Genomic DNA, 20,426 nt, shown 5'->3' on the forward strand with positions numbered 1-20,426 from the left:
TGCCGACGCAACGGGTTTTGGCGAGAGTTTGCCCCGTGGTGTATTCGCCGGTTTTGCGCTTCCATCTTCGAAAAGCGGCGTTGATTTGGCCCTTTTGGTTTTAGGGAGCTTATACTCGTGAATCGCCATCGTCTCTGTGTGACTCGATGCAGCCCGTGGTAGGGGGCCTGCCATGGGGAGGGGCGGACACCCCTTGACATTCGGTTTGCCGCGTGATATTTTTCATGTCGGCAAAATCATCGAAAGGTGATGACGCAAAGCTATAGGGCCTGAAATGGCAGCCAGTTGCACAGTTTCCCTTTCGGGGAGCTACTGCAGCTGGCTGCTTTTTATTTCTCCAGTTCAGCTTGCAGGTTTTGCTCGCTTTGCGTTGCTGGCGAGCGGGGGTCATAAGCATTGGAACGCGAACCTATGGAGAAGGACTATGATGACTGAGATGACCGCTGAGACCACAACCGAAATCGATGACGACATCACGCTTGCGGACGGAAAGCGCACGCTGACGAACTCGCAGCTGCTCATCCTGGGCTTCATTGCCTCGTACGGCGCGGCGGGCTGCTCCGAGTCTAAGCGCGATATCGCAGAAGCGCTGCAGGTTAGCCTGAAGACCGTCGACCGCGCCATCCTGCGCCTGCGCAAGGAAGGCTTCATCATCTCGGTTGCCCGCTATGCGGAAAACGGCATGCGCCTGAGCAACACCTACCACGTGCCCACGCCGGAGCCTAAGGACGCTCCCGCGCAGGCGATCGCTGGGTAAAGCCCTAGCAGACAGGGCGCATTGCGACGTAGCTTCAAATGTAGTGGGGTTTGCGGAAGGTTCCGCGCCTGAAAGCGAAGAGCCTGATTCCGTCTGGAATCAGGCTCTTCGTGTTTTACGATTCGGTTTCCCGAATATGGAAAGACCCGCGGGTTTGCTTGGTTTCCCGAGCGCCCGCGGGCCTTTCCGGTTGCCGACCCCGCGAAACACTTGGGTTTTCGGGGTCGGGCATTTTAAGCGTGTGTTAGAAGCGCAGGCTGAGGCAGGACAGGCCGCCGTCGATCTTGCGGTACTCGGAGGTGTCCACCACCAGGGTCTTGTAGCCCAGGTCCTGAACGGCCTTGAGCACGGTGGGGTAGCCCTCGGCCACGATGACGGTGCCGTTGACCCAGATGCAGTTCGCGCCGTAGGCCTCGTCCTCGGGCACGATGACCTTGTTGTACTTGGCGAAGTCGGGCTTGTCGATGAACTCGCCGGACACCAGCATGTTGTTGTCCTCGATGTAGTTCACGCCGGTCTTGAGGTGCAGGACCTCCTCCAGCGGGACCTCGGAGCCCTCCAGGCCCCAACCGGCCAGGATTTCGCAGAACTGGCGGATGCCCTCTTCGTTGGTGCGGGCGGAGCGGCCCACGTAGAAGTGGTCGCCCACCATCATGACGTCGCCGCCATCAAGGGTGCCGGGGGCGACGATATGCTTGACGTGCTCGTCGTCGAAGAAGCGACGGACCACGGGCTCGATCTCGTCCTTCTCGCCGTTGCGGCTGTCTGCGCCGGGGTTGGTGATGATGGCGCCGCAGCGGGTGATGACGGCCGGGTCCTCGACGAAGCAGCTGTCCGGGAACTGCTCGAGGGCAGGCAGGACGGTGACGTCGACGCCGCACTGCTCGAGGGCATGCTCGTAGTCGTAGTGCTCCTCGATGGCGCGCTCGTAGATGGGCTGACCCAACTCGGGTGCGCTGGTGATGCCGTCGCACAGCGACTTACCAGGGCGGCGGATGATGACATGGTTGAACTTCGTCATGCTTCTCTCTCCTTGGGTGCATGGTTGCCGGCGCGCATCGCAGCTGCTTGTCGCGCGGCACGTTCGTAGGGATATAAGATAGCTGCTTCCTTGGGCATTATAGCCCGGAAGCTGAAGAAACGAGCCGGAAACAAAGTGTTGCCCGCGGTGGACTTACTGTCGGGGGTATGGGGCAGGCGCGTTTGACCCCGGCGAGCTCGCCGGCGCGGGGCCGAAATGCCATCGGCTGGGTTCGAGCGGACGTGGCGTCATAGGTCCGAACCCGCCGGCCTAGCTGGCGAAAGCGGTTAAGCCGCTGCGATACCCGCAGGTCAGCGGGCGATTCGGCCGCGGTTTCGCTTGGCGGGCTTTCCCGATGTGGGGCTTTCGCCGCTTGAAGATTCACCGGCAGCGGAGTTTGCCACGGCCGCTTCGCCGCCCTTGTCGCCGAGCTGGGTTGCCACGATGGCGGCGAAGATGAACGCGAAGCCCACCGCCATGCGGGCGGTGAGCACCTCGCCGAAGAACGCCACGCTGAACAGGGCGCAGAACACGCTTTCAAGCGAGCAGAGCAGGCCCGCCTCGGAGGGCGACAGGTGGGCCTGCGCCGTGTTCTGCGCCACGGCGCCGAAGGCCGCCGAGAGCATGGCCACGTAGGTCATGGCACCGATGAACTCGGGCGTGATCACCTGCGCCGCCGTGGGCATGGGTTGCGTGACCAGGGCAAGTAGCAGGGCCAAGATGCCCGCGGTGAATTGCTGGATGACGGTGATGGTCAGGACGTCGTTGTCGCGCATGACCAGGCCGATGATCACGATCTCGGCGCCGTAGAGGAACGCCGATGCGATGCTGACGCCGTCGCCTAAGCTGATGGAGAAGCCCTCGGTCAGCGACACCAGCCCGATGCCGACGGTGCAGATGGCCGCAGCGATAAGGGTTTTCGCAGGCGGACGACGGCGGGAGACCACCCACCAGATAAACGGCACGGTCAGGCAATAGCACGCGCTCAAAAAGGCGTTCTTCGATGGCGTGGTCAGGCCCAAGCCCAGAAACTGCGTCCAGAAGCCCACGAACGTAGCCACGCCGATGATCAGGCCCGCCTTCAGCGTTTTGCGGCAGAAATTGCGCTTGAGGTGGGGAAACAAGAGGATGACCAGCACGATGCCCGCTCCGAGGAAGCGGATGGAGGTGAACCACGTGGCGCCCACGGTAGCGATGGCGCTTTTGCCGATAACGAAGCCCAGGCCCCAAACCGCGGCCGCCGTCATGAGAATGAGGCGGTATACGTTCAGCGGGTACTGCTTGTCGGGGACGCTCATGATCGCTCACGCTCCTGGCAACTCGGAAAACGATACTGCTAATGCAACGGAGCTAGGATGTGGGCCACCTTGTCAAGCGAGCTTGTGAAATGGATGCCCCGCTGCCTGCGCGGCGAGGAGAACCCCATATCGCTCATTCGGTTGAGAAGCGCGCGCAGGTCATCATAGAAACCGTTCAAATTGAACAGTATGCACGGCGCGTCCAACTGTGCAAGGGCTATGAGGGAAATGACCTCCCATACCTCCTCCAATGTCCCCGTGTCCCCAGGCATGGCACGGGGCATCGCGTTGATTCGGCGTTTTCGTTGGTGAAGCGGCGTGCGCGGCGCGGCTATTGCGCGCGAACGATCTCCTGGTAGCCGGTGCCCCAGGTTGCCATGCTGTCGATGATGGGGCGCATGGTCTCGCCCAGCTCGCTCAGGGCGTATTCGGTATGGGGCGGAATCTCGGGGAATACCGTGCGCGTGACAAGGCCGTCCTTCTCCAGCGCGCGCAGGTTGTCCGTGAGCACCTTCTCGCTGATGCCGGGAATGGCGCGGCGCAGCTCGCTGAAGCGGAACGGTTTGTCCATGAGCTGCTGGATGACGAATATCTTCCATTTGTTGCTGATGAGCATGAGCGTCGTGGCAACGGGACACGGCGGCAGTTCTTCCTTGGTGAGCACTGATGCTTCCTTTCGCGCAGGTCAGAGCCTACTTACATAAAGGTTGGTACCTAATAGATTAGTGGCTACTTCCGGATTCGACGACTGTTTTGGACAATCATTATAGACGCCCGCCAAGGAGGCGTCACGAATCAGAAGGAGAAGAAAATGAGCAATCTGGACAACGTCGTCTCCGGCGCTTGCGGCACCACCGATCCCAAGGCCGCCCCTGCCTGCGGTTCTGCCGATCCCGCGCCCGCGTGCGGCTCTGCCGACCCGGCTCCCGCTTGCGGTTCTGCTGATCCCGCGCCGGCTTGCGGCTCTGCCGACCCGGCCCCGGCTTGCGGCACGAAGGATCCCGAATAGCGCAATCGGGTTCTGCTGAATCACAGCTGCACGGGGCACGGGCGAGGTCCAACCGCTCCGCCCGCGCCCCGGTGCGCGAGTGCTTTCGGTCGGCGATCAGCCCGGCCTGTCCGCGCAACGCAAAATGCGCGGACTGGCCGGGCCCATTGACCGGACCGCAGCAGGCCCGCACGTGGACTTTGTTGCCAACCACCCTGCAATCCCCGTCGAAAGGCCAGATCATGAACCTGCAAACCTGTCTTGAGAAGCTCAAGCTCATCGGCACGCTCGATTTTGCGAACGTGGCCGAAGACGGGTCTCCCCAGGTGCGCTGCATTAGCGCACTGCATTATGAACCCGATGCGGTGTACTTCCTCACCTCGCGCGGCAAGCCCTTCGCCCGCGAGCTTGCCTGCGACGGGCGCGTGCAGGCGGTGGGCCGCACGCGCTTCAACGAGATGCTGCGGCTTTCCGGCACCGCCATCGAGGTGGCAGGTGACGAAGGGCTGCGCATTCGCGACCTCATTTACGCCGAGCAGCCTTATCTGGCAAACGTTTACCCTGGTCAAACGCGTGATATCAATGTGATCTTCGAAATTCGCGATGTGTCCATCGAGTACTTCAACCTGGGCGTCCATCCGATCTTCCGCGAAACATACCGCCTTGACGGCGAGCCGGCGGCGGTGCATGGATATCGGATCACCGACGCGTGCATCGGCTGCGGGACGTGCCTGGGCGTGTGCCCGCAGGGCGTCATCGAGGAAGGCGAAGCCGGCGAGCCGTTCCGCATCCGCGCGCAGAACTGCCTGCATTGCGGCGCTTGTTTCGAGGCTTGCCCCGTTGACGCCATCGAACGCGTAGGGGAGTAGGCCGACCGCGGGCTTGGCGATATGCCGCCGCGACGGATGCGCCGCCCGGCCTGGGAGCCGACCGTGCACGAGACGAATCCGGCATACGGTCAAACCGCGTTTCAGGGAACGCGAACACGAATGGAAAGGAGCAGCATAGCCATGCAACATGATCAGAAACCCGAGCAGGACGAGCAAGGATCGAAGCCGGTGACAACCGGTGACCGCAATGTGCGAATCGCGCAGGACCTGCGTCCCACATTCGCCTTCCAATGGCATATCACCGACGAGTGCGACCAGCGCTGCAAGCACTGTTATCTGTTCAGCGAAGACGCGCGCATGGCGTGCAAGTCCATGACCTGGGACGACATGCTGCATGTGCTGGACAGCTGCTATGACCTGTGCGAGCGCATGGGCCGTCAGCCGTACTTCTACATCACCGGTGGCGACCCGATCCTCCATCGCGAATTCTGGCGTTTGGCTGAGGAGCTGCATGCGCGCGGCGCTATGTGGTGCATCATGGGCAACCCGTTCCATCTGACCGACGAGGTGTGCTGTCGCATGCGCGAGCTTGGTTGCCGCAAGTATCAGCTGAGCCTTGACGGCTCGAACGCCGCAACCCACGATCTGTTCCGCAAACCGGGCAGCTTCGACGACACGCTGCGCGCGGCGGCCTGCATCAAGCGATCTGGCATGTGGCTGGCGCTTATGAGCACCGTGAGCAGCATGAACGCCGCCGAACTTCCCGACATGATCGACCTTGCCGCCCGTATCGAGGCTGATGTGTTCGCCTTCGGGCGTTACTGCCCAACAACGGGGCAGCGCCTTGAGGAGTTCCATATGGAGCCGCTCGAGTATCGTGCGCTGCTCGTGGCCTGCCAGGAGCGCATCGACGCGCTTACGGATGCGGGGTGCAAGACCACGTTCCAGAAGAAGGACCACCTGTGGACGCTGCTCGATTGGGAGCAGGGCCGCTTCCGCATCCCGGAAGGTGCGCAATGCGACAAGGTCTATGACGGCTGCCATTGCGGCATCGCGCACATGACCGTGCTGCCGACCGGCGACGTGTATGCGTGCCGTCGCATGGAGAGCAAGATCGGCAACGTGCACGATGAGAGCATGTACGACCTGTTCATGGGGCAGAACATGGAAGCGCATCGCGAGTTCTCAAAGTTCGAGAAGTGCAGTCGCTGCGAGCTGGCGGGATGGTGTCGCGGCTGTCCGGCGGTAGCCGCCGGCTACACCGGCAACATGTACGCGCCCGACCCGCAATGTTGGAAGGAAGTCGATTAGCATGCTGATCGGTTCAACGGTGCAACGTTTCGCCACGCCTAAGCACGCCGCGCAGCAGGTGCCGGGAAAAGACACGAAGCTGATCATGCAGGCGACAGGCAAGATGAGCAGGAAGGTTCGAAGATGATACTGGGCTGCGGCCATGCGCCGGAAAAGGATGTCGAAACGCGCGAAATCGAGCGCCTGGCCGAAGCGCTCGATAATGCCGATGCCGTGCTGGTAGGTGCGGGTGCTGGGTTGTCCACAGCGGCGGGGTTCACGTATTCAGGTCCTCGCTTCGAACGGCACTTCGCCGATTTTCGCGAACGATACGGCTTCACTGATATGTATTCGGGAGGCTTCTACCCTTACGCCACGCCCGAGGAGCGGTGGGCGTTTTGGAGCCGCTACGTTATGGTAAACCGTTACGATATGGGCGCGAACCCGTTGTACGCTCAGTTACGCGAGCTGCTTGCGGGGCGCGACTATTTCGTGCTGACCACCAATGTGGACCATCAGTTCCAACTGGCTGGTTTCGACAAGCAGCGCCTGTTCTACACGCAGGGGGATTACGGGTTGTTCCAGTGCAGCAAACCTTGTTGCCGCGAAACGTTCGATAACGAAGATGCCGTTCGCGCCATGTTCGAGCAGCAGCGCGATATGCGCATTCCCAGCAAGCTGATCCCGCGTTGCCCGCGCTGCGGCGCCGAGATGTCCATGAACCTGCGCGCCGACGACACGTTCGTGCAAGACGAGGGCTGGTTTGCGGCGGCAGCGCGTTATCGCGACTTCGAGCGCCGCCATAGGGGCATGCGCGTTCTTTACCTTGAGCTCGGCGTGGGATATAACACGCCCGTGATCATCAAGTACCCGTTTTGGCGGGCCACGCTGGAAAACCCGCAGGCCACGTATGCCTGCTTGAACATGGGGGAGGCGGTGGCTCCGAAGGAGATCGCCGAACGCTCCATCTGCGTGAACGCCGACTTGGCTGAAACGCTAACGCAGCTTGAAGCGGCGTTAGCGGGCAAGCCGGCGCCGAAGCCCAAGCACTTCGGCGCCTTCGCAAATTATCCCTTTACCAGGGAAAACGCTTCCTAGAAGTTAACGTTGCCGACCTCGGAGAGCTTCAGGTCGGGGTTGTGGTCGATGGCCCAGTTCACGTTCCAGGAGTTCGTGAACAGCAGCAGCCTGCCGCCGCGCATATCCTCGACCAGCTTGGTGTCGCGCGTGATGTTCAGGCGCGAGGTGTCCAGCTCGTTGAGGTCGTTGGCAATCCAGCGGATGTCGGTGTAGGGCATGCCCTGGCGACGCACTTCCACGCCGTATTCGTTCTTCAGGCGCGTTTCAAGCACGTCGAGCTGCAGCACGCCGACGACGCCGCAGATGACGCTTTCCATGCCGAAGCCGGGCTCGCGGAAGATCTGCACGGCGCCTTCCTGGGCCAGCTCATGCATGCCCTTCACGAACTGCTTGCGCTTGAGCGTGTTCACCTGCGTGATACGCGCGAAATGCTCCGGCGAGAACGTGGGGATGGGCGGGAACTGCACGTGTTCCCCCTTGCACACCGTGTCGCCGATGCTGAAGATGCCGGGGTCGAACAGGCCGACGATGTCGCCGGCGTACGCCTCGTCCACCGTTGCGCGGTCATCGGCCATAAGCGACGTGCCCGTTGCCAGCTTCAGCTTCTTGCCGCCCTGCACGTGGAACGCCTCCATGCCGCGCTCGAACTTGCCCGAGCAGATGCGCACGAACGCGATGCGGTCGCGGTGGTTCTTGTCCATGTTCGCCTGGATCTTGAACACGAAGCCCGCGAACTCCTTGCGCTGCGGATCGACCAGATCGCCCGAAAGGGTGTCGGTGTAAGGCAGCGGCGCGGGAGCCAGGCGCAGGAACTCCTTCAGAAACGGCTCCACGCCGAAGTTGGTGAGCGCCGAGCCGAAGAACACCGGCGACAGCTTGCCTGCGCGCACCGCGTCAAGGTCGAACTCGTCGGCGGCGCCATCGAGCAGCTCGATGTCGTCCATGAGGTTCTGGTGGTTGTCGGCGCCGATGAGCTCGTCAAGGGCGGCGTCTCCCAGCTCGGCCTCGATCTCGGCGACCTTCTTGGAGGAGTTGCCGCGGCCTTCGCCGTCGAAGGCGATGACGTTGCGCGTTTGACGGTCGAACACGCCGCGGAACGTGCGGCCGTTGCCGATGGGCCAGTTCATGGGGTAGGTGCCGATGCCGAGCACCGTTTCGATCTCTTCCATAAGCTCGAACGGGTCGCGGCTTTCGCGGTCCATCTTGTTCACGAACGTGAAGATGGGGATGTGGCGCAGCGTGCACACCTTGAACAGCTTCTTCGTCTGCGCCTCGACGCCCTTGGCGGCGTCGATGACCATGACGGCGGCGTCGGCGGCCATGAGCGTGCGGTACGTGTCCTCGGAAAAGTCCTGGTGACCGGGGGTGTCAAGGATGTTGACGCAGCAGCCGTCGTGTTCGAACTGCAGCACGGAGGAGGTGACGGAGATGCCGCGCTCCTTCTCGATGTCCATCCAGTCGGAAACGGCGTGCTTCGAGCTTGCCTTTCCCTTGACCGAGCCGGCGGTCTGGATGCTGCCTGAATACAGCAGCAGCTTCTCCGTCAGCGTGGTTTTGCCCGCGTCGGGGTGCGAGATGATCGCGAACGTGCGACGCGACGCGATGTGTTCTGCCAGCGTTGGCATGGGGTTCCTTTCCGCAAAACGGCCGATGACGCGCCAGGCGACGCGCGACCAGCCGATGTGGTTTGAGCGTAACTAAATTAGTATAGCGGCGAACAGGGAAGCGGGGAAGCGATTCCGCGGAATCCCCAGGCGGCCCCGTTTAGCGAGCCTTAGCCAGGTAGCGCAGGCGCTCGGCTTCGCGGTCACGGGCCTCGGATGCGCAGGCTGCGGCGAAGGGGGCGTTTTGCGGGTCGAGGCATTGCTTGATCGGCACGCTGACCGGGTGGAACAGCACCTGGACGTTCTTGCCGCGATCGGCCGCCAGGCTTTCGAACGCATCCAGAAGCGGCCAATCCACCGTGTCCATAGCGCCCGAGAGCACCACGCCGCAGAACAGCGGGACCTCGCAGGCTGCGGGCACTTTACTGCGGTTTTTGCGCCACAACCAGGTGATGAGCGCGTCCTTCGCCAGGTTGACGGGAGGCATGTTGCTGCCGGCAGCACGGTGCGGTGCCAGGGGCTCGATAGGGCAGCGCAGGTGCGTGACTGTGACGCCCAGCTCAGCCACGGCCTGGGAAAGCGCGTCGAACACGGCCGGCACCGCGTGCGTATGCTGATGGCTATCCATGCGCATCGCACGCTTCATCTGGGGAAACGCGGTCAGGTAGCGCTGGATCTGCGCGACGCACTCGCGTTGAAGCTGCTGACGGAAGGCCCAGCGCTGCGCACCCATCGACAGCTTCAGAAGACCGACGAAGTCGTTGGCGAACGTGCCGCGCTGGTTCACCAGCAGGGGCACTTCCGCAACCGGTGCGCACGGGCGGCCCTCGACCAGGTTCAGGTGCAGCGCCATGGCAAGCTTGCCGGATTCCACATAGGGCCGCGCCATCTCGGCGGCCGCCTCGAAGGCGGGACTGTTCGCGAAGATGCTGACCGAAGACAGCGCACCCTGGCCGCCGCAAACCTGCGACAGCTTGAGGATTTCGGCGGCCTGCTGTTCGGTGATGCCGTAGTCGTCCGCATGGAACGTGACGCTCATATTCGCCCCTCTTACCTTTTCTACCTGTGGTTATGAAAACCCTAGGGTAGCCCCGGGGTTTTTCTACGCAGGTTATTCCCGCTTGTGTATGCAATGTTAGACTAGCAGCGCATTATGACAGGTTTCTAGGCGAAGGCAAACAACATGAAGCTCTCACGCGGCGCGCACGTACGTTTATCATCAAGCGCGTTCCATATCCTCCTGCTTGTCGCAGGTGCCGCCTTCCTGCTCACCGACGCGTTCCACGGCAACGTGTGGTTTGACGAAAGCTATTCGGTAGGCATTGCAAACCACAGTTTCGCCGACATCTGGTATTACAGCTCCGGAGACGTGCATCCCGTGCTGATTTACTGGGCGCTGCACGTGCTGAACCTGGTGTTCGGGCAGAACATCACCATATATCGCCTGTTCACCGTGACGGGCGCCATCGCCATGGCGGTGCTGGGCTACACGCACGTCCGCCGCGATGCCGGCTGGGCGACCGGCGTGCTGTTCAGCTTCTTCGCCCTGTTCACGCCTTATATCTCGCTGATGGCCGTTGAGGTCCGCATGTACTCATGGGCCACGTTCGCCGTGATGCTGTGCTTCATCTACGCTATGCGCATCATCGGGACGCAGCTTGCCACGCCGCCGACGCGGATCGCGGAGGCCGCTCGGGGGCTGAAGTGCTGGGTGGGCACGCCGCGACGCTGGTGGATCGCATGCTTCGCTTCCAGCTTGGCGTGCGCGTATCTGCATTATTTCGGCGCCATGTCGGCGTTCATGATCAACGTCGTGCTGCTGTTCGCCCTTGGCGCGCGTGCCTGGCGGCATCGCAAGGGCGGCCCTCATCCGCTGCCTGAACAGGCCGTTCGCGCAGGCGCACCGCTACGCGTGCTGATTATCGGCTGCGTCGTGCAAGTGGCGCTGTACCTGCCGTGGATTATCACCGCCGTGACCAGCCAGATGGGCGTCGTGGGCGGCACCTATTGGGCGAAGATCGTGTTCCCGACTACGTATATCGAGCTGGCAACGTACGCGTTCTTGACGAGCCCCTTGTCGTTTGCCGCGCGCGGCAGCTACGGCGTGGTGCCGCAGATGATCGTGCAGGGCATCGGCTATGCCGCCGTGGTGGTGCTGGCGTTTCTGATCGCGTGGGCCGCGCGTTGGGCCACATGGCGCATCGGGCTGCATCGCGCAGCGCGCAAGCAGCAGATCGCGGCGGCGAAGGCGCAGCGTGCTGGCGGAGCCGCGGGTGCGAAATCGGCTGCGGGCTCAGCCGCGGGCTCAGCCGTGGGAGCCTCCGCAGGCTTTGCCGAAGGTGCATCTGCCGGCCCTGCCGCAAACACGGCTGCTCGCGCCATAAAGCATCTACGTTTGAAGCGTTTTTACGCGTGGCTCGTTTCCGACCCTATCGCGCCGGTGGTTGCGGCACTGGTGGTGTACTTCGGCGTGTTCGCCATTTCCTGGACGGCCTCCATGGTCATGAACTCCATGATCTTGTATTACCGCTACTTGTTCGTAGCCATCGGCCCGCTGCTGTTCGCAATTGCGGCGGTGCTATCGCATGTGCAGACGAAACCGCTCGTGGCAGGCGTGGTTGCCGTCACGCTGGCCGCTTCCGTGATGAATCAGGCCCTGCTCGTGCGCGACGACTATGACCCGGCCAACAACGTTCCCGTGCAGCAGTTCCGCGAGTCGGTCGACCGCGTGGCAGACGAGAACGGCGGCCAGTCGCCCCTGGTGGTTTCCACCGATATCGGCTATATGGGCGTCACGTCGGTCATGTGCCCCGACATCCCGCAAACCTATATGGATTGGCAGAAGGGCAACTGGGACCGCGCGTACATGGCGTACTCGCCCACGCTCGTGAGCAAGATGAGCTGGGAGATCATCTTCGACAACTTCCATGGCACGTTCATTTGCCTGGGTCAGGCGCAAAACGACAGCCTGCCTCGCGACATTTCCGATCTCAGCCAAAAAGACGGCTTCAACCTGGTGGAATATCACACCTACTATCGTCCCTACGAACGCACCTGGATGACCATCGCGGTGATGACCAAGTCGTAGGCGGGTAGTGCCGCAAAGTTTCAGGCATATCGACAAGATGTAGTTAAGTCCCTGTTTTCGCCAAAATCGGCGGAAAACGCCTTCGGTGTGGCGAAGTTGGGGCGCTGCGGGCCTTAGGCGATAGTAGACCGGCCATTTGTTATCATGGTGTGCTGGAATCGATGCAGGTCCTTGGCTGAGTTCGCGCTTTCGTTTCGGCGCGGTCGCTACCAAGGCGCTTATATATGCAAGGAAGTTGGTATCTATGGCGTTTATGCTGGGCTGCGAGAAAGTGCGCGTGGATTTCCCCACGAAAACGGTGTTCGAAAGCGTGTCGCTGGGCGTTGATGAGGGCGATCGCATCGGCATTGTGGGCCGCAACGGCGACGGCAAGTCCACGCTGCTGTCGGTGATGGCGGGCATGCTCGAGCCCGACGAGGGCCGTGTGCTGCGCAACGGCGCCGTGCGCGTGGGCGTGCTGGGGCAGTTCGACAAGCTCAATGACGACGACACCGTCGAGCGCGCCGTGGTGGGCGACATCCCCGAGTACGAATGGGCCGGCGATGCGCGCATCCGCGACATCATCGCGGGCCTTGCCAGCGACATCCCCTGGGACGCGAAGGTGGGCACGCTTTCCGGCGGCCAGCGCCGCCGCGTCGACCTGGTGCGCCTGCTCATCGGCGACTGGGACATCTTGGCGCTTGACGAACCCACCAACCACCTGGATGTTCGCGCCATCACCTGGCTGGCGAACCATCTGAAGAACCGCTGGCGCGCCGGTCAGGGCGCGTTGCTGGTGGTCACGCACGACCGCTGGTTCTTGGACGAGGTGTGCACGCGCATGTGGGAGGTGCACGACCGCGTGGTCGAGCCGTTCGAGGGCGGCTTCTCCGCGTATATCCTGCAGCGCGTCGAGCGCGATCGCTTGGCGGCCCTGGCCGAGGAGAAGCGGCAGAACGCCCTGCGCCGCGAGCTTGCCTGGCTGGCACGCGGCCCGAAGGCTCGCGGCACGAAGCCGAAGTTCCGCGTGGACGCCGCGCACGAGCTGATCGCCGACGTGCCACCGCTGCGTAACGAGCTGGAGCTCAAACGCATGGCCATGGCACGCCTGGGCAAGCAAGTGGTTGAGCTGAAGAACGTCACGGTGCGCTTCGACGGCAAGCCCGCGCCCGTGCTCGACGGCGTCGACTGGATTATCGGGCCTGGCGACCGCTACGGCATCGTCGGCGCCAACGGCGTGGGCAAAACCACGCTTTTGAAGGTGATCCAGGGCGTGCAGGCACCCACGTCGGGCTTCGTGAAGATCGGCAAAACGGTGAAGTTTGCGGTGCTGTCGCAGCATCTGGACAACCTCACCCGCTTCGGCGACGACCGCGTTCGCCAGGTGATCAGCAACTACACGCGCCGCATGATGCTCGACGGCAAGGAGATGACGCCTGCGCAGCTGCTGGAGAAGCTGGGCTTCTCGCGCGCCGACCTTAACGAGCCAGTGTGCGACCTGTCCGGCGGTCAAAAGCGCCGTCTGGCCCTTATGCTCATCTTGCTTGACGAGCCCAACGTGCTCATCCTGGACGAGCCGGGCAACGACATGGACACCGACATGCTGGCCGCCATCGAGGAGCTGCTGGACGCATGGCCGGGCACGCTGCTTTTGGTCACGCACGACCGTTTCCTGATGGAGCGCGTCACCGATCACCAGTTCGCCCTGGTAGATGGGCATATCCGCCATTTGCCGCGCGGCGTTGAGGAGTATCTGGAGATGTCGGCGCGCGCACCGAAGCCGGTGGTGCATGCCAAGGCGCCGCAAGGTGCGGCGGCAGGCGAGAGCGCAAAGGATGCTGCTGCCGGCGATGGCCCGCAGCTGTCCGGCGGCGAGATCCGCGAGCTGAAGAAGCGCATGCGCAGCTGCGAGAACAAGACGAACACGCTGCGCGGCAAGATCGAGCAGGCCCAAGCCGACATGGCCGCCGCCGACCCATCGGATTTCGAGGCCCTTGGCAAGTTCCAGCAGCAGATCGACGACTTCCAAGCTCAAATCGACGAGCTCGACGAGCAATGGCTCGAAGCCGCGGAGGCGCTAGGGGAGTAGAGAGCAGCGCATGAACGCACCTCCGTCCCCTGTTCGCGCCTTGAAGCACAACAACACGCAAAAGCGCCTCGGACCGCAGATGCCCGAGGCGCTTTCGATATTCCACCGGAGGAATCCGGACAGAATCATAAGAAGTAGGTAGCAGATTTGGCCGTGTAACCTGGTGAGTTACGGGCGCAGGCCCATGCCGCCTTCCAGCGTGATGGTCTCGCCGCTCATGAACTTGAAGTCGGGACCGCACAGCTGCACGACGGCGCGACCGATTTCAGTCTCGACATTGCCGTAGTGACCCATCGGAGGCATGTGCACGTTGGCCTCGTAGGCCTCGGGGTACTGCTCCTTGAAATTCTCAAGCGCAGCGGTCCAAGCCAGCGGGCAGACCACGTTGGCGTTGATGCCGTCGGGGCCCCACTCGGTGGCGGCGACGCGCGTCAGACCGCGGATGCCCTCCTTGGCTGCGGCGTAAGCGCACTGGCCGTAGTTGCCGAACAGACCGGCGCCGCTGGCGAAGTTCACCACGGAGCCCTTCGTCTCCTTCAGATACGGATAGCACGCCTGCATGTAGTAGAAGGCCGCGTACAGGCCGGAATACAGCGCCAAGTCGAACTGGGCGGTGGTGTGGTCGGCGATGGTGACGCCGGAAGCGGAGGCCTGTGCGTTGTTCACCAGCGCGTCGATGCGCCCAAACTCGGCCATGACCTGGTCGACGGCGGCTTGCACGACGGCCTGGTTATCGGCCTGAGCGTTCACGTCGGCCTGGATGGGCAGCACGCGGATGCCGAACTCGCCCTCAAGGCGCTCCTTGGCGGCTTCGAGCTTTTTCACGTTACGGCCGGTGATGGCAAGGTTTGCGCCCTCTTTGGCGAAGGCGGTGGCGATGCCGAACCCGATGGAGCCCGCGGAACCGTCCTTCAGCGCCGCAAAGCCTGCTCCGGTGATGATGATGGTTTTGCCGGTGAAGTAACCCATGTTCGTCTCCCGTCTTCGTGTGCCCTTGGCGAAGATGAAAATGGCCACAACGGCCAAGGAATCGTTGCGGCCTGATTTAATGAGCGAGATAAGTGTAATCGCTATTTGGTTTGGTCAAAAGAACCAAAACAGTGATAGTTTTACGTACCAGATAGACCAGTTGCACCAGTTCGTTCAACCGCTTAAACCGGCCGTTCCCGCTGCAAGCGCACCGAAAAACGCGCTTTTGGGGCCGTACGCGAAAGGATTAGCCCATGTCGGCATCTCAGCACGCAGGTATGCTTACGTACGATTTGCGCTCGCGCGGCACCAGTTCGCTTTACGAATTCCTATACCAGTCCATTCGCGAGGACATCGCGCGCGGTCGAATCCCCTGCGGAACGAAGCTACCGTCCAAGCGCAACCTTGCCCAGCACCTCGACATCGGCGTGGCAACGGTTACGGCCGCCTACGATCAGCTGATCACGGAAGGGTTCGTACGCACCGAGCAGCGCCGCGGCTATTTCGTGGAAGATGTATCGGAGTTCCGGTGTAAACCGGTTACACCCCAGGTCAAAGATTTAAATAGCGAAGACAACAATGCTTTTGGCGCTGGAAGGGACGCTTACGACACGACGGTGGGGAGCATTTTTGCTGAGTATGGTGCTCGGGACAGAGCGATGGGATCCGCTTTTGCTGGGCGCGATGGCGGGCATCGTGGAGCTACCGAAGGCCCCACGGATTCCGCTGGCGGCTCCGGCGTTGCCGGAGGTTCTGCATATGTCGCTGGCGTCAATGACGCAAGTGATTCCCGCAAGGCTGCAGCTACGAACGCCAACTCGAATAATCTCATCACCGGCTCCTCCGCGGTTTTCACCGGCGAAACCCCCCAGGCGATCGAGCGCGCTCGCGACCCGGAATACTTCGTGGACTTGAAGGCCAACCGTACGAGCGTGTCGCTGTTCCCGGCTACGGTGTGGGGGCGCTACATGCGCGAGGCGCTTTCGCTTCCGAGCGATAACCTGCTGCGATCGATTCCGTTCAACGGCCTGCCCGAGCTGCGCCGCGCCATCGCGTCGTACCTGCGGCGCACGCGCGGCATGGACGTTTCGCCCGATTGCATCATCATCGGCGCGGGCAGCGAGTACCTGTACGGCCGCCTGCTGCAAATGCTCGGTCCAACCACCACATTCGCCATGGAAAACCCCGGCTATCGCAAGTTCGCCGCCATCTCCAAGGCGTTCGGCAACCCCTGGCGGCCGGTTCCCATTGACGAATCGGGTCTGCTGGTCGACGAGCTTGAGGAATCGGGCGCCGATGTGGTGCACGTTTCGCCGGCCAATCATTTCCCCACGGGCATCGTCATGCCCATCAAGCGGCGCTTGGAGCTGTTCGAGTGGGCGAACCGCGCGCGCAAGCGCTACATCATCGAGGACGACTACGACAGCGAGTTCCGTTACAGCGGACGCTTGATCATGCCGCTGTTCGCCGACGATGCGTCTGACAAGGTGATTTACCTGAACGCCTTCTCCAAGACCATGGTGCCCAGCCTGCGTATCAGCTACATGGTGCTGCCGCCGAAGCTGCTGGCGCGCTACGTGGACACCATGAGCTTCTATTCGTGCACGGTTTCCAGCTTCGAGCAGTACGCGCTGGCGCGCTTTATCGACGAGGGTCACCTTGAGCGGCACATCAATCGCACGCGCAACTTCTATCGTCGCCAACGTGAGGCGGTTTTGCGCGAGATCGCGCAATCGCCGCTGGCGGAAATCTCGCACGTGGAGGAGCGAAACGCGGGCACGCACTTCTTGCTGTACGTGCGCACCAGCCTTACGCACGACCAGGTCAGACAGCGCGGCGCGGAGCAAGGGCTTAACATCTCGCTGTTTAACGACTACCTGCTGCGCGACGGCGACGGGTTGAGCGAGCGCACAACGAAGCGTTTTGAGAAGTATTCGAACGGCGAAACCGCGCTGGTGCTGAACTACGCCGGCATCGAGCCGGATCGGCTGTCGGAAACGGTGCGCCGCCTAGCATGCGTATTCCCGGAGTGCGAATAGCGCCTCCATCAACAGCCCCTCAACGTCCCGTCAACGACGGGTAAGCATCCTGCGCAGGTTTCGTGGCCAGCATTTTCGCTTGCGAAGCCCGCCGTACAATGGCGGCGAAGCGAAGGATACGGAATGAACGCGCGGCGCATGGGGCGCTGCGGCGAAGGAGGCAAGCATGATCAAACTCATCGCATCGGATATGGACGGCACGCTTCTGGACGGCGAAGGCAATGTGCCGCCAGAGACGTTCGACCTGATCAAGCGCCTGAAAACCGCGGGCATCGGCTTCGTGGCGTCCTCGGGCAGGCGCTTCGACACGCTGCAGGAGCTGTTCGCCCCCGTGAGCGGCGAAATGGACTTTGTCGCCTCCAACGGCGCGCAGGTGGTGGTTGCAGGTCAGCTTGTGGACCGCGAGGTGTACAGCCACGCTGCGCTGCGCAGGCTCAAGGACGTGGTCGACCTGTTCGACGGCTTGCACCTGGTGGTGTACGACCGCAAGATCTCCTATCTGCTTGACGACGAGGAGCGCTTCGAGCGCGAGCTGGACAAAAACCTGCCGAATCCGCTACGTGTGCGCGACCTGCCGTGCCCCGACACCAGCATCATCAAAGCCTCCATCTACGTGGACGACGCCGTTATGGACATGGCCTACATCCTAGAACGTGAGATGGGCGAGGACTTCGTGTTCGCGCCGTCCGGCCGCAAGTGGATCGACGTTATGCAGCGCGGCGTGAGCAAGGCCACGGGTATCAAACAGGTGATGGCCGCGCGCCACGCCCGCGCCGAGGAAGTGGTGGCGTTTGGCGACTCCATGAACGACTACGAGATCATGCGCATGGTCGGCACGAGCATCGCCATGGGCAACGCCCGCTCCGCCATCAAAGAGATCTCCACCAAGGTCATCGGCCCCAACACCGAGCACGCCGTCCAACGCGAGCTGGAAGCCCTGCTCAGCATGATGGGGAAGTAGCGGCATTTCGCACACCCTTCGAAAACCACCCTGGTCACAGGCTTAAACCACCCTTTTCGGATGTGCAGCACCAAAGGGTTTCCTCCTACTATCCTGCTTGTCGAGCGTCGCGCTTCAGCGGCGAATGAGAAGCACATGAAGGAACAGGAGGACCTTATGAGCGAAAGCGAGCACACGGGCAGGTTCGCGCGGAACAAGCGAAATCGCACCATTGCCACGGTGTGCGTGGTAGCAGCCGTGGCGGTTGCGGCAGTAGGAGGGTTCACGGTCTGGCATAACCAGCCCAGCTTCTGCAACAGCATCTGCCACACGCCCATGAACGCGTATGTGGAAAGCTATTACAACACCGACGGGACTATGCTTGCCAACGCGCACATGAAGGCGGGCAAGGACTGCCTGACGTGTCACGAGCCGAAGATCGACGAGCAGGTTGTCGAGGGTATGCACTGGGTGACCGGCGACTACACGTTCGATGAGGACACGCAGCATCTGGTGAGCCGCAGCGGCGAGTTCGCCACCCAGGAGTTCTGCCTTAATGAATCGTGCCACAACATGGACCTTGACAAGCTTAAGAAGAAGACCGAGTGGATGGCCTGGAATCCGCACGACTTCAGCGAGCATGGCGTCACCGACTGCGGCGACTGCCACAAGATGCACAGCCAGTCCGTCATCACCTGCTCGGAGTGCCATTACCAGGCTGCCGAGGATGTGCCCGAGGGCTGGGATAGCATCCCGTATCGCGAGAAGAAATAGGGAAGGGGGAACGATTATGAACGTCAAAGGCAACGATGTTTCCCGTCGCGGCTTCCTTACGGGCGCGCTGACCTTCGGCATGGGGGCGATGGCGATGGGCCTGACGGGCTGCGGCACTCCGCGAACCCTTGAGGCGGAAGCTGCGAAGAACACCATCGACGGCGGAGAGTACGACATCGTCGTGGTAGGCGCAGGCGGCGCAGGCATGGCTGCGGCCGTGGGTGCGGTCGATCAGGGCGCAAAAGTGCTGCTTTTGGAGAAGATGCCGGTAGCAGGCGGCAACACCTGCTTCGCCGAGGGCGGTATGAACGCATGCTGCACGAAGTTCCAGAAGGCCGCCGGCATCGAGGACAGCGTCGATCTCATGTCCTCCGATACTTACGCGGGCGGTCATGAGAAGGGCAACATGGAGCTCATCCGCCACATGTGCGCCGGCTCAAGCGACGCTATCGACTGGCTTGATTCCATGGGGATCACGCTGTCGAAGCTTGGCACGTCGGGCGGTGCGTCGGTCAAGCGCATCCATCGCCCCGAGTCGGGCGAGGCCGTTGGCAAGTACATCGTGAAGGGCATGACCGAGCAATGCCGTCAGCGCGGCGTGTCCGCCGTGTGCAACACGAAGGTCGAGGAGATCGTCATGGACGACGGCAAGGTGGCGGGAGTCCGTGCCACCGACCCCAACGGCCTGCCCATCGAGTATCGCTGCCGTGCGCTCATCGTGGCAACGGGCGGCTTCGGCGCCAACAGCGAGATGCTGGCGCAGTATCGTCCCGAGCTTCGCGACGCCGTGACCACCAACCAGCCGGGAACGCAGGGCGACGGCATCTTGTTCTCCCAGGCCGTGGGCGCCGACACCGTCGATATCGACCAGATCCAGGTGCATCCGACCGTCGAGCAGACCACCGCAACCCTGCTGTCCGAGAACATCCGCGGCGACGGCGCCATTTTGGTGAACACCAACGGCGTGCGCTTCACCAACGAGCTGCTCACGCGCGACCGCGTGTCCGAAGCGGAATGGGCGCAGCCCGGGCGCGGCGCGTTCGCCGTGTTCGACCAGTCGGTGCACGACAACAACCTGTCGGTTGAGGAGAAGTTCGTTTCGCGCGGGCTTATCCACGTGGCCAACACCTTCGAGGAGCTGGCGCAGAAGATGGGCGTGCCGGTCGATGCGTTCGTGACCACGGTGACGTCGTACAACGACAACATCGCCAACGGCGTGGACGACCCCATGGGGCGCACGAAGAGCCTGAACCCCCTGGAAAAGGCGCCGTACTATGCGCTTCCCGTCGCACCGGGCGTGCATCATTGCATGGGCGGCCTTCGCGTGAACGCCGCAGCCGAGGTACTCGACGCCGATGGCAACGTGATCCCGGGCCTGTTCGCCGCTGGCGAGGTTACCGGCGGCATCCATGGCGGCAACCGTCTTGGCGGCAACGCTGTGTGCGACATCAACGTCAACGGCCGTCAGGCGCAGGAAACCGCGTGCGCATACGTTTTCGCATAATAGAAGACGTTGAGCGTGTATGCAAAAAAGCCGGAAGCGCAATCGCTCTTCCGGCTTTTGCGCGTAATCAGCCAGTGGACGATGCGGGGCTTGCGCGAGGCTTTGCTTCGGAGGTGGGAAACGTTGAGGATCGCCTGCATCGCCAATACGACAACGTGCTTGCATCGATCCGACAA

19 protein-coding genes and 1 riboswitch are annotated in these 20,426 nt (G+C 62.2%); of the genes, 12 read left to right on the forward strand and 7 right to left on the reverse strand.

Annotation, left to right across the window (positions count from 1 at the left end; all coding sequences use genetic code 11):
* The first annotated feature begins 219 nt into the window (after positions 1–219).
* Positions 220–293: riboswitch (cyclic di-GMP riboswitch) on the forward strand.
* Between the two features lie 131 nt (positions 294–424).
* Entirely contained in the window at positions 425–757 is a 333-nt protein-coding gene (locus Q0G75_RS01475; protein WP_294414901.1) for a helix-turn-helix domain-containing protein, read from the forward strand.
* A gap of 244 nt (positions 758–1,001) precedes the next feature.
* On the opposite strand, the gene Q0G75_RS01480 is transcribed toward Q0G75_RS01475, so the two are convergent.
* The 4 genes from Q0G75_RS01480 to Q0G75_RS01490 form a co-directional block, all read right to left on the reverse strand.
* Positions 1,002–1,778 (reverse strand): arginine deiminase family protein, encoded by a 777-nt coding sequence (locus Q0G75_RS01480; protein ID WP_294414900.1) that lies wholly within the window; start codon positions 1,776–1,778, stop codon positions 1,002–1,004.
* Between the two features lie 311 nt (positions 1,779–2,089).
* The gene (locus Q0G75_RS01485; RefSeq protein ID WP_294414899.1) at positions 2,090–3,076 is read right to left on the reverse strand and encodes a DMT family transporter; all 987 of its coding nucleotides are present in this window, start codon (positions 3,074–3,076) and stop codon (positions 2,090–2,092) included.
* 38 nt (positions 3,077–3,114) lie between these two features.
* On the reverse strand, positions 3,115–3,504 hold the full coding sequence (locus Q0G75_RS09330) for an LOG family protein (RefSeq protein WP_365910491.1): 390 nt from the start codon (positions 3,502–3,504) through the stop codon (positions 3,115–3,117).
* Positions 3,408–3,740: a helix-turn-helix domain-containing protein gene (locus Q0G75_RS01490; protein ID WP_294414898.1), complete on the reverse strand. Its 333-nt coding sequence runs from the start codon at positions 3,738–3,740 to the stop codon at positions 3,408–3,410. The genes Q0G75_RS09330 and Q0G75_RS01490 overlap by 97 nt, the downstream gene beginning before the upstream one ends.
* 147 nt (positions 3,741–3,887) lie before the next feature.
* Here Q0G75_RS01490 and Q0G75_RS01495 point away from each other — a divergent pair, with 147 nt between their 5' ends.
* The 5 genes from Q0G75_RS01495 to Q0G75_RS01515 all read left to right on the forward strand — a co-directional run bounded on the left by Q0G75_RS01495 (position 3,888) and on the right by Q0G75_RS01515 (position 7,282).
* The gene (locus Q0G75_RS01495) at positions 3,888–4,085 is read left to right on the forward strand and encodes a hypothetical protein (RefSeq protein WP_294414896.1); all 198 of its coding nucleotides are present in this window, start codon (positions 3,888–3,890) and stop codon (positions 4,083–4,085) included.
* 221 nt (positions 4,086–4,306) lie between these two features.
* Positions 4,307–4,933: a 4Fe-4S binding protein gene (locus Q0G75_RS01500; RefSeq protein WP_294414895.1), complete on the forward strand. Its 627-nt coding sequence runs from the start codon at positions 4,307–4,309 to the stop codon at positions 4,931–4,933.
* Positions 4,934–5,074: 141 nt separating this feature from the next.
* Positions 5,075–6,205 (forward strand): radical SAM/SPASM domain protein, ACGX system, encoded by a 1,131-nt coding sequence (gene acgM / locus Q0G75_RS01505; RefSeq protein ID WP_294414894.1) that lies wholly within the window; start codon positions 5,075–5,077, stop codon positions 6,203–6,205.
* Between the two features lies 1 nt (position 6,206).
* A complete protein-coding gene (locus tag Q0G75_RS01510; protein WP_294414893.1) occupies positions 6,207–6,332 on the forward strand; it encodes a hypothetical protein in 126 nt (41 codons plus the stop codon).
* Entirely contained in the window at positions 6,329–7,282 is a 954-nt protein-coding gene (locus Q0G75_RS01515; RefSeq protein ID WP_294414892.1) for a Sir2 silent information regulator family NAD-dependent deacetylase, read from the forward strand. The genes Q0G75_RS01510 and Q0G75_RS01515 overlap by 4 nt, the downstream gene beginning before the upstream one ends.
* Here the strand turns inward: Q0G75_RS01515 and Q0G75_RS01520 are convergent.
* The gene (locus tag Q0G75_RS01520; protein WP_294379840.1) at positions 7,279–8,889 is read right to left on the reverse strand and encodes a peptide chain release factor 3; all 1,611 of its coding nucleotides are present in this window, start codon (positions 8,887–8,889) and stop codon (positions 7,279–7,281) included. The genes Q0G75_RS01515 and Q0G75_RS01520 overlap by 4 nt on opposite strands.
* Before the next feature lie 139 nt (positions 8,890–9,028).
* A complete protein-coding gene (locus Q0G75_RS01525) occupies positions 9,029–9,907 on the reverse strand; it encodes a ChbG/HpnK family deacetylase (RefSeq protein WP_294414891.1) in 879 nt (292 codons plus the stop codon).
* Between the two features lie 144 nt (positions 9,908–10,051).
* On the opposite strand from Q0G75_RS01525, the gene Q0G75_RS01530 reads away from it, so the two are divergent.
* Positions 10,052–11,956: a hypothetical protein gene (locus Q0G75_RS01530; RefSeq protein ID WP_294414890.1), complete on the forward strand. Its 1,905-nt coding sequence runs from the start codon at positions 10,052–10,054 to the stop codon at positions 11,954–11,956.
* A gap of 244 nt (positions 11,957–12,200) precedes the next feature.
* The gene (locus Q0G75_RS01535; protein WP_294414889.1) at positions 12,201–14,024 is read left to right on the forward strand and encodes an ABC-F family ATP-binding cassette domain-containing protein; all 1,824 of its coding nucleotides are present in this window, start codon (positions 12,201–12,203) and stop codon (positions 14,022–14,024) included.
* A gap of 168 nt (positions 14,025–14,192) precedes the next feature.
* Here Q0G75_RS01535 and Q0G75_RS01540 read toward each other — a convergent pair whose 3' ends face one another.
* The gene (locus tag Q0G75_RS01540; RefSeq protein WP_294379844.1) at positions 14,193–14,993 is read right to left on the reverse strand and encodes an SDR family oxidoreductase; all 801 of its coding nucleotides are present in this window, start codon (positions 14,991–14,993) and stop codon (positions 14,193–14,195) included.
* 254 nt (positions 14,994–15,247) lie between these two features.
* On the opposite strand from Q0G75_RS01540, the gene Q0G75_RS01545 reads away from it, so the two are divergent.
* The 4 genes from Q0G75_RS01545 (at position 15,248) to Q0G75_RS01560 (ending at position 20,250) form a co-directional block, all read left to right on the forward strand.
* Positions 15,248–17,032: a PLP-dependent aminotransferase family protein gene (locus Q0G75_RS01545; RefSeq protein WP_294414887.1), complete on the forward strand. Its 1,785-nt coding sequence runs from the start codon at positions 15,248–15,250 to the stop codon at positions 17,030–17,032.
* Positions 17,033–17,198: 166 nt separating this feature from the next.
* Positions 17,199–17,993 (forward strand): HAD family hydrolase, encoded by a 795-nt coding sequence (locus Q0G75_RS01550; protein WP_294414886.1) that lies wholly within the window; start codon positions 17,199–17,201, stop codon positions 17,991–17,993.
* A gap of 135 nt (positions 17,994–18,128) precedes the next feature.
* Positions 18,129–18,746 carry a cytochrome c3 family protein gene (locus Q0G75_RS01555; protein WP_294414885.1) on the forward strand — a complete coding sequence of 206 codons (618 nt, stop codon included), beginning with the start codon at positions 18,129–18,131 and terminating at the stop codon, positions 18,744–18,746.
* A gap of 16 nt (positions 18,747–18,762) precedes the next feature.
* Positions 18,763–20,250, forward strand: coding sequence for a flavocytochrome c (locus Q0G75_RS01560; protein ID WP_294414884.1), 1,488 nt, complete (start codon positions 18,763–18,765; stop codon positions 20,248–20,250).
* Positions 20,251–20,426 lie beyond the last annotated feature (176 nt).

Origin of the sequence: uncultured Senegalimassilia sp., assembly GCF_934636665.1 — a bacterium.
Taxonomy (GTDB): Bacteria; Actinomycetota; Coriobacteriia; order Coriobacteriales; family Eggerthellaceae; genus Senegalimassilia.

Bases quoted from the DNA above. Each gene is read 5' to 3' on its own strand.
- Q0G75_RS01475 (WP_294414901.1), top strand. From the start codon at position 425: ATGATGACTGAGATGACCGCTGAGACCACAACCGAAATCGATGACGAC.
- Q0G75_RS01480 (WP_294414900.1), bottom strand. From the start codon at position 1,778: ATGACGAAGTTCAACCATGTCATCATCCGCCGCCCTGGTAAGTCGCTG.
- Q0G75_RS01485 (WP_294414899.1), bottom strand. From the start codon at position 3,076: ATGAGCGTCCCCGACAAGCAGTACCCGCTGAACGTATACCGCCTCATT.
- Q0G75_RS01495 (WP_294414896.1), top strand. From the start codon at position 3,888: ATGAGCAATCTGGACAACGTCGTCTCCGGCGCTTGCGGCACCACCGAT.
- Q0G75_RS01500 (WP_294414895.1), top strand. From the start codon at position 4,307: ATGAACCTGCAAACCTGTCTTGAGAAGCTCAAGCTCATCGGCACGCTC.
- acgM (WP_294414894.1), top strand. From the start codon at position 5,075: ATGCAACATGATCAGAAACCCGAGCAGGACGAGCAAGGATCGAAGCCG.
- Q0G75_RS01510 (WP_294414893.1), top strand. From the start codon at position 6,207: ATGCTGATCGGTTCAACGGTGCAACGTTTCGCCACGCCTAAGCACGCC.
- Q0G75_RS01515 (WP_294414892.1), top strand. From the start codon at position 6,329: ATGATACTGGGCTGCGGCCATGCGCCGGAAAAGGATGTCGAAACGCGC.
- Q0G75_RS01520 (WP_294379840.1), bottom strand. From the start codon at position 8,889: ATGCCAACGCTGGCAGAACACATCGCGTCGCGTCGCACGTTCGCGATC.
- Q0G75_RS01525 (WP_294414891.1), bottom strand. From the start codon at position 9,907: ATGAGCGTCACGTTCCATGCGGACGACTACGGCATCACCGAACAGCAG.
- Q0G75_RS01530 (WP_294414890.1), top strand. From the start codon at position 10,052: ATGAAGCTCTCACGCGGCGCGCACGTACGTTTATCATCAAGCGCGTTC.
- Q0G75_RS01535 (WP_294414889.1), top strand. From the start codon at position 12,201: ATGGCGTTTATGCTGGGCTGCGAGAAAGTGCGCGTGGATTTCCCCACG.
- Q0G75_RS01540 (WP_294379844.1), bottom strand. From the start codon at position 14,993: ATGGGTTACTTCACCGGCAAAACCATCATCATCACCGGAGCAGGCTTT.
- Q0G75_RS01545 (WP_294414887.1), top strand. From the start codon at position 15,248: ATGTCGGCATCTCAGCACGCAGGTATGCTTACGTACGATTTGCGCTCG.
- Q0G75_RS01550 (WP_294414886.1), top strand. From the start codon at position 17,199: ATGATCAAACTCATCGCATCGGATATGGACGGCACGCTTCTGGACGGC.
- Q0G75_RS01555 (WP_294414885.1), top strand. From the start codon at position 18,129: ATGAAGGAACAGGAGGACCTTATGAGCGAAAGCGAGCACACGGGCAGG.
- Q0G75_RS01560 (WP_294414884.1), top strand. From the start codon at position 18,763: ATGAACGTCAAAGGCAACGATGTTTCCCGTCGCGGCTTCCTTACGGGC.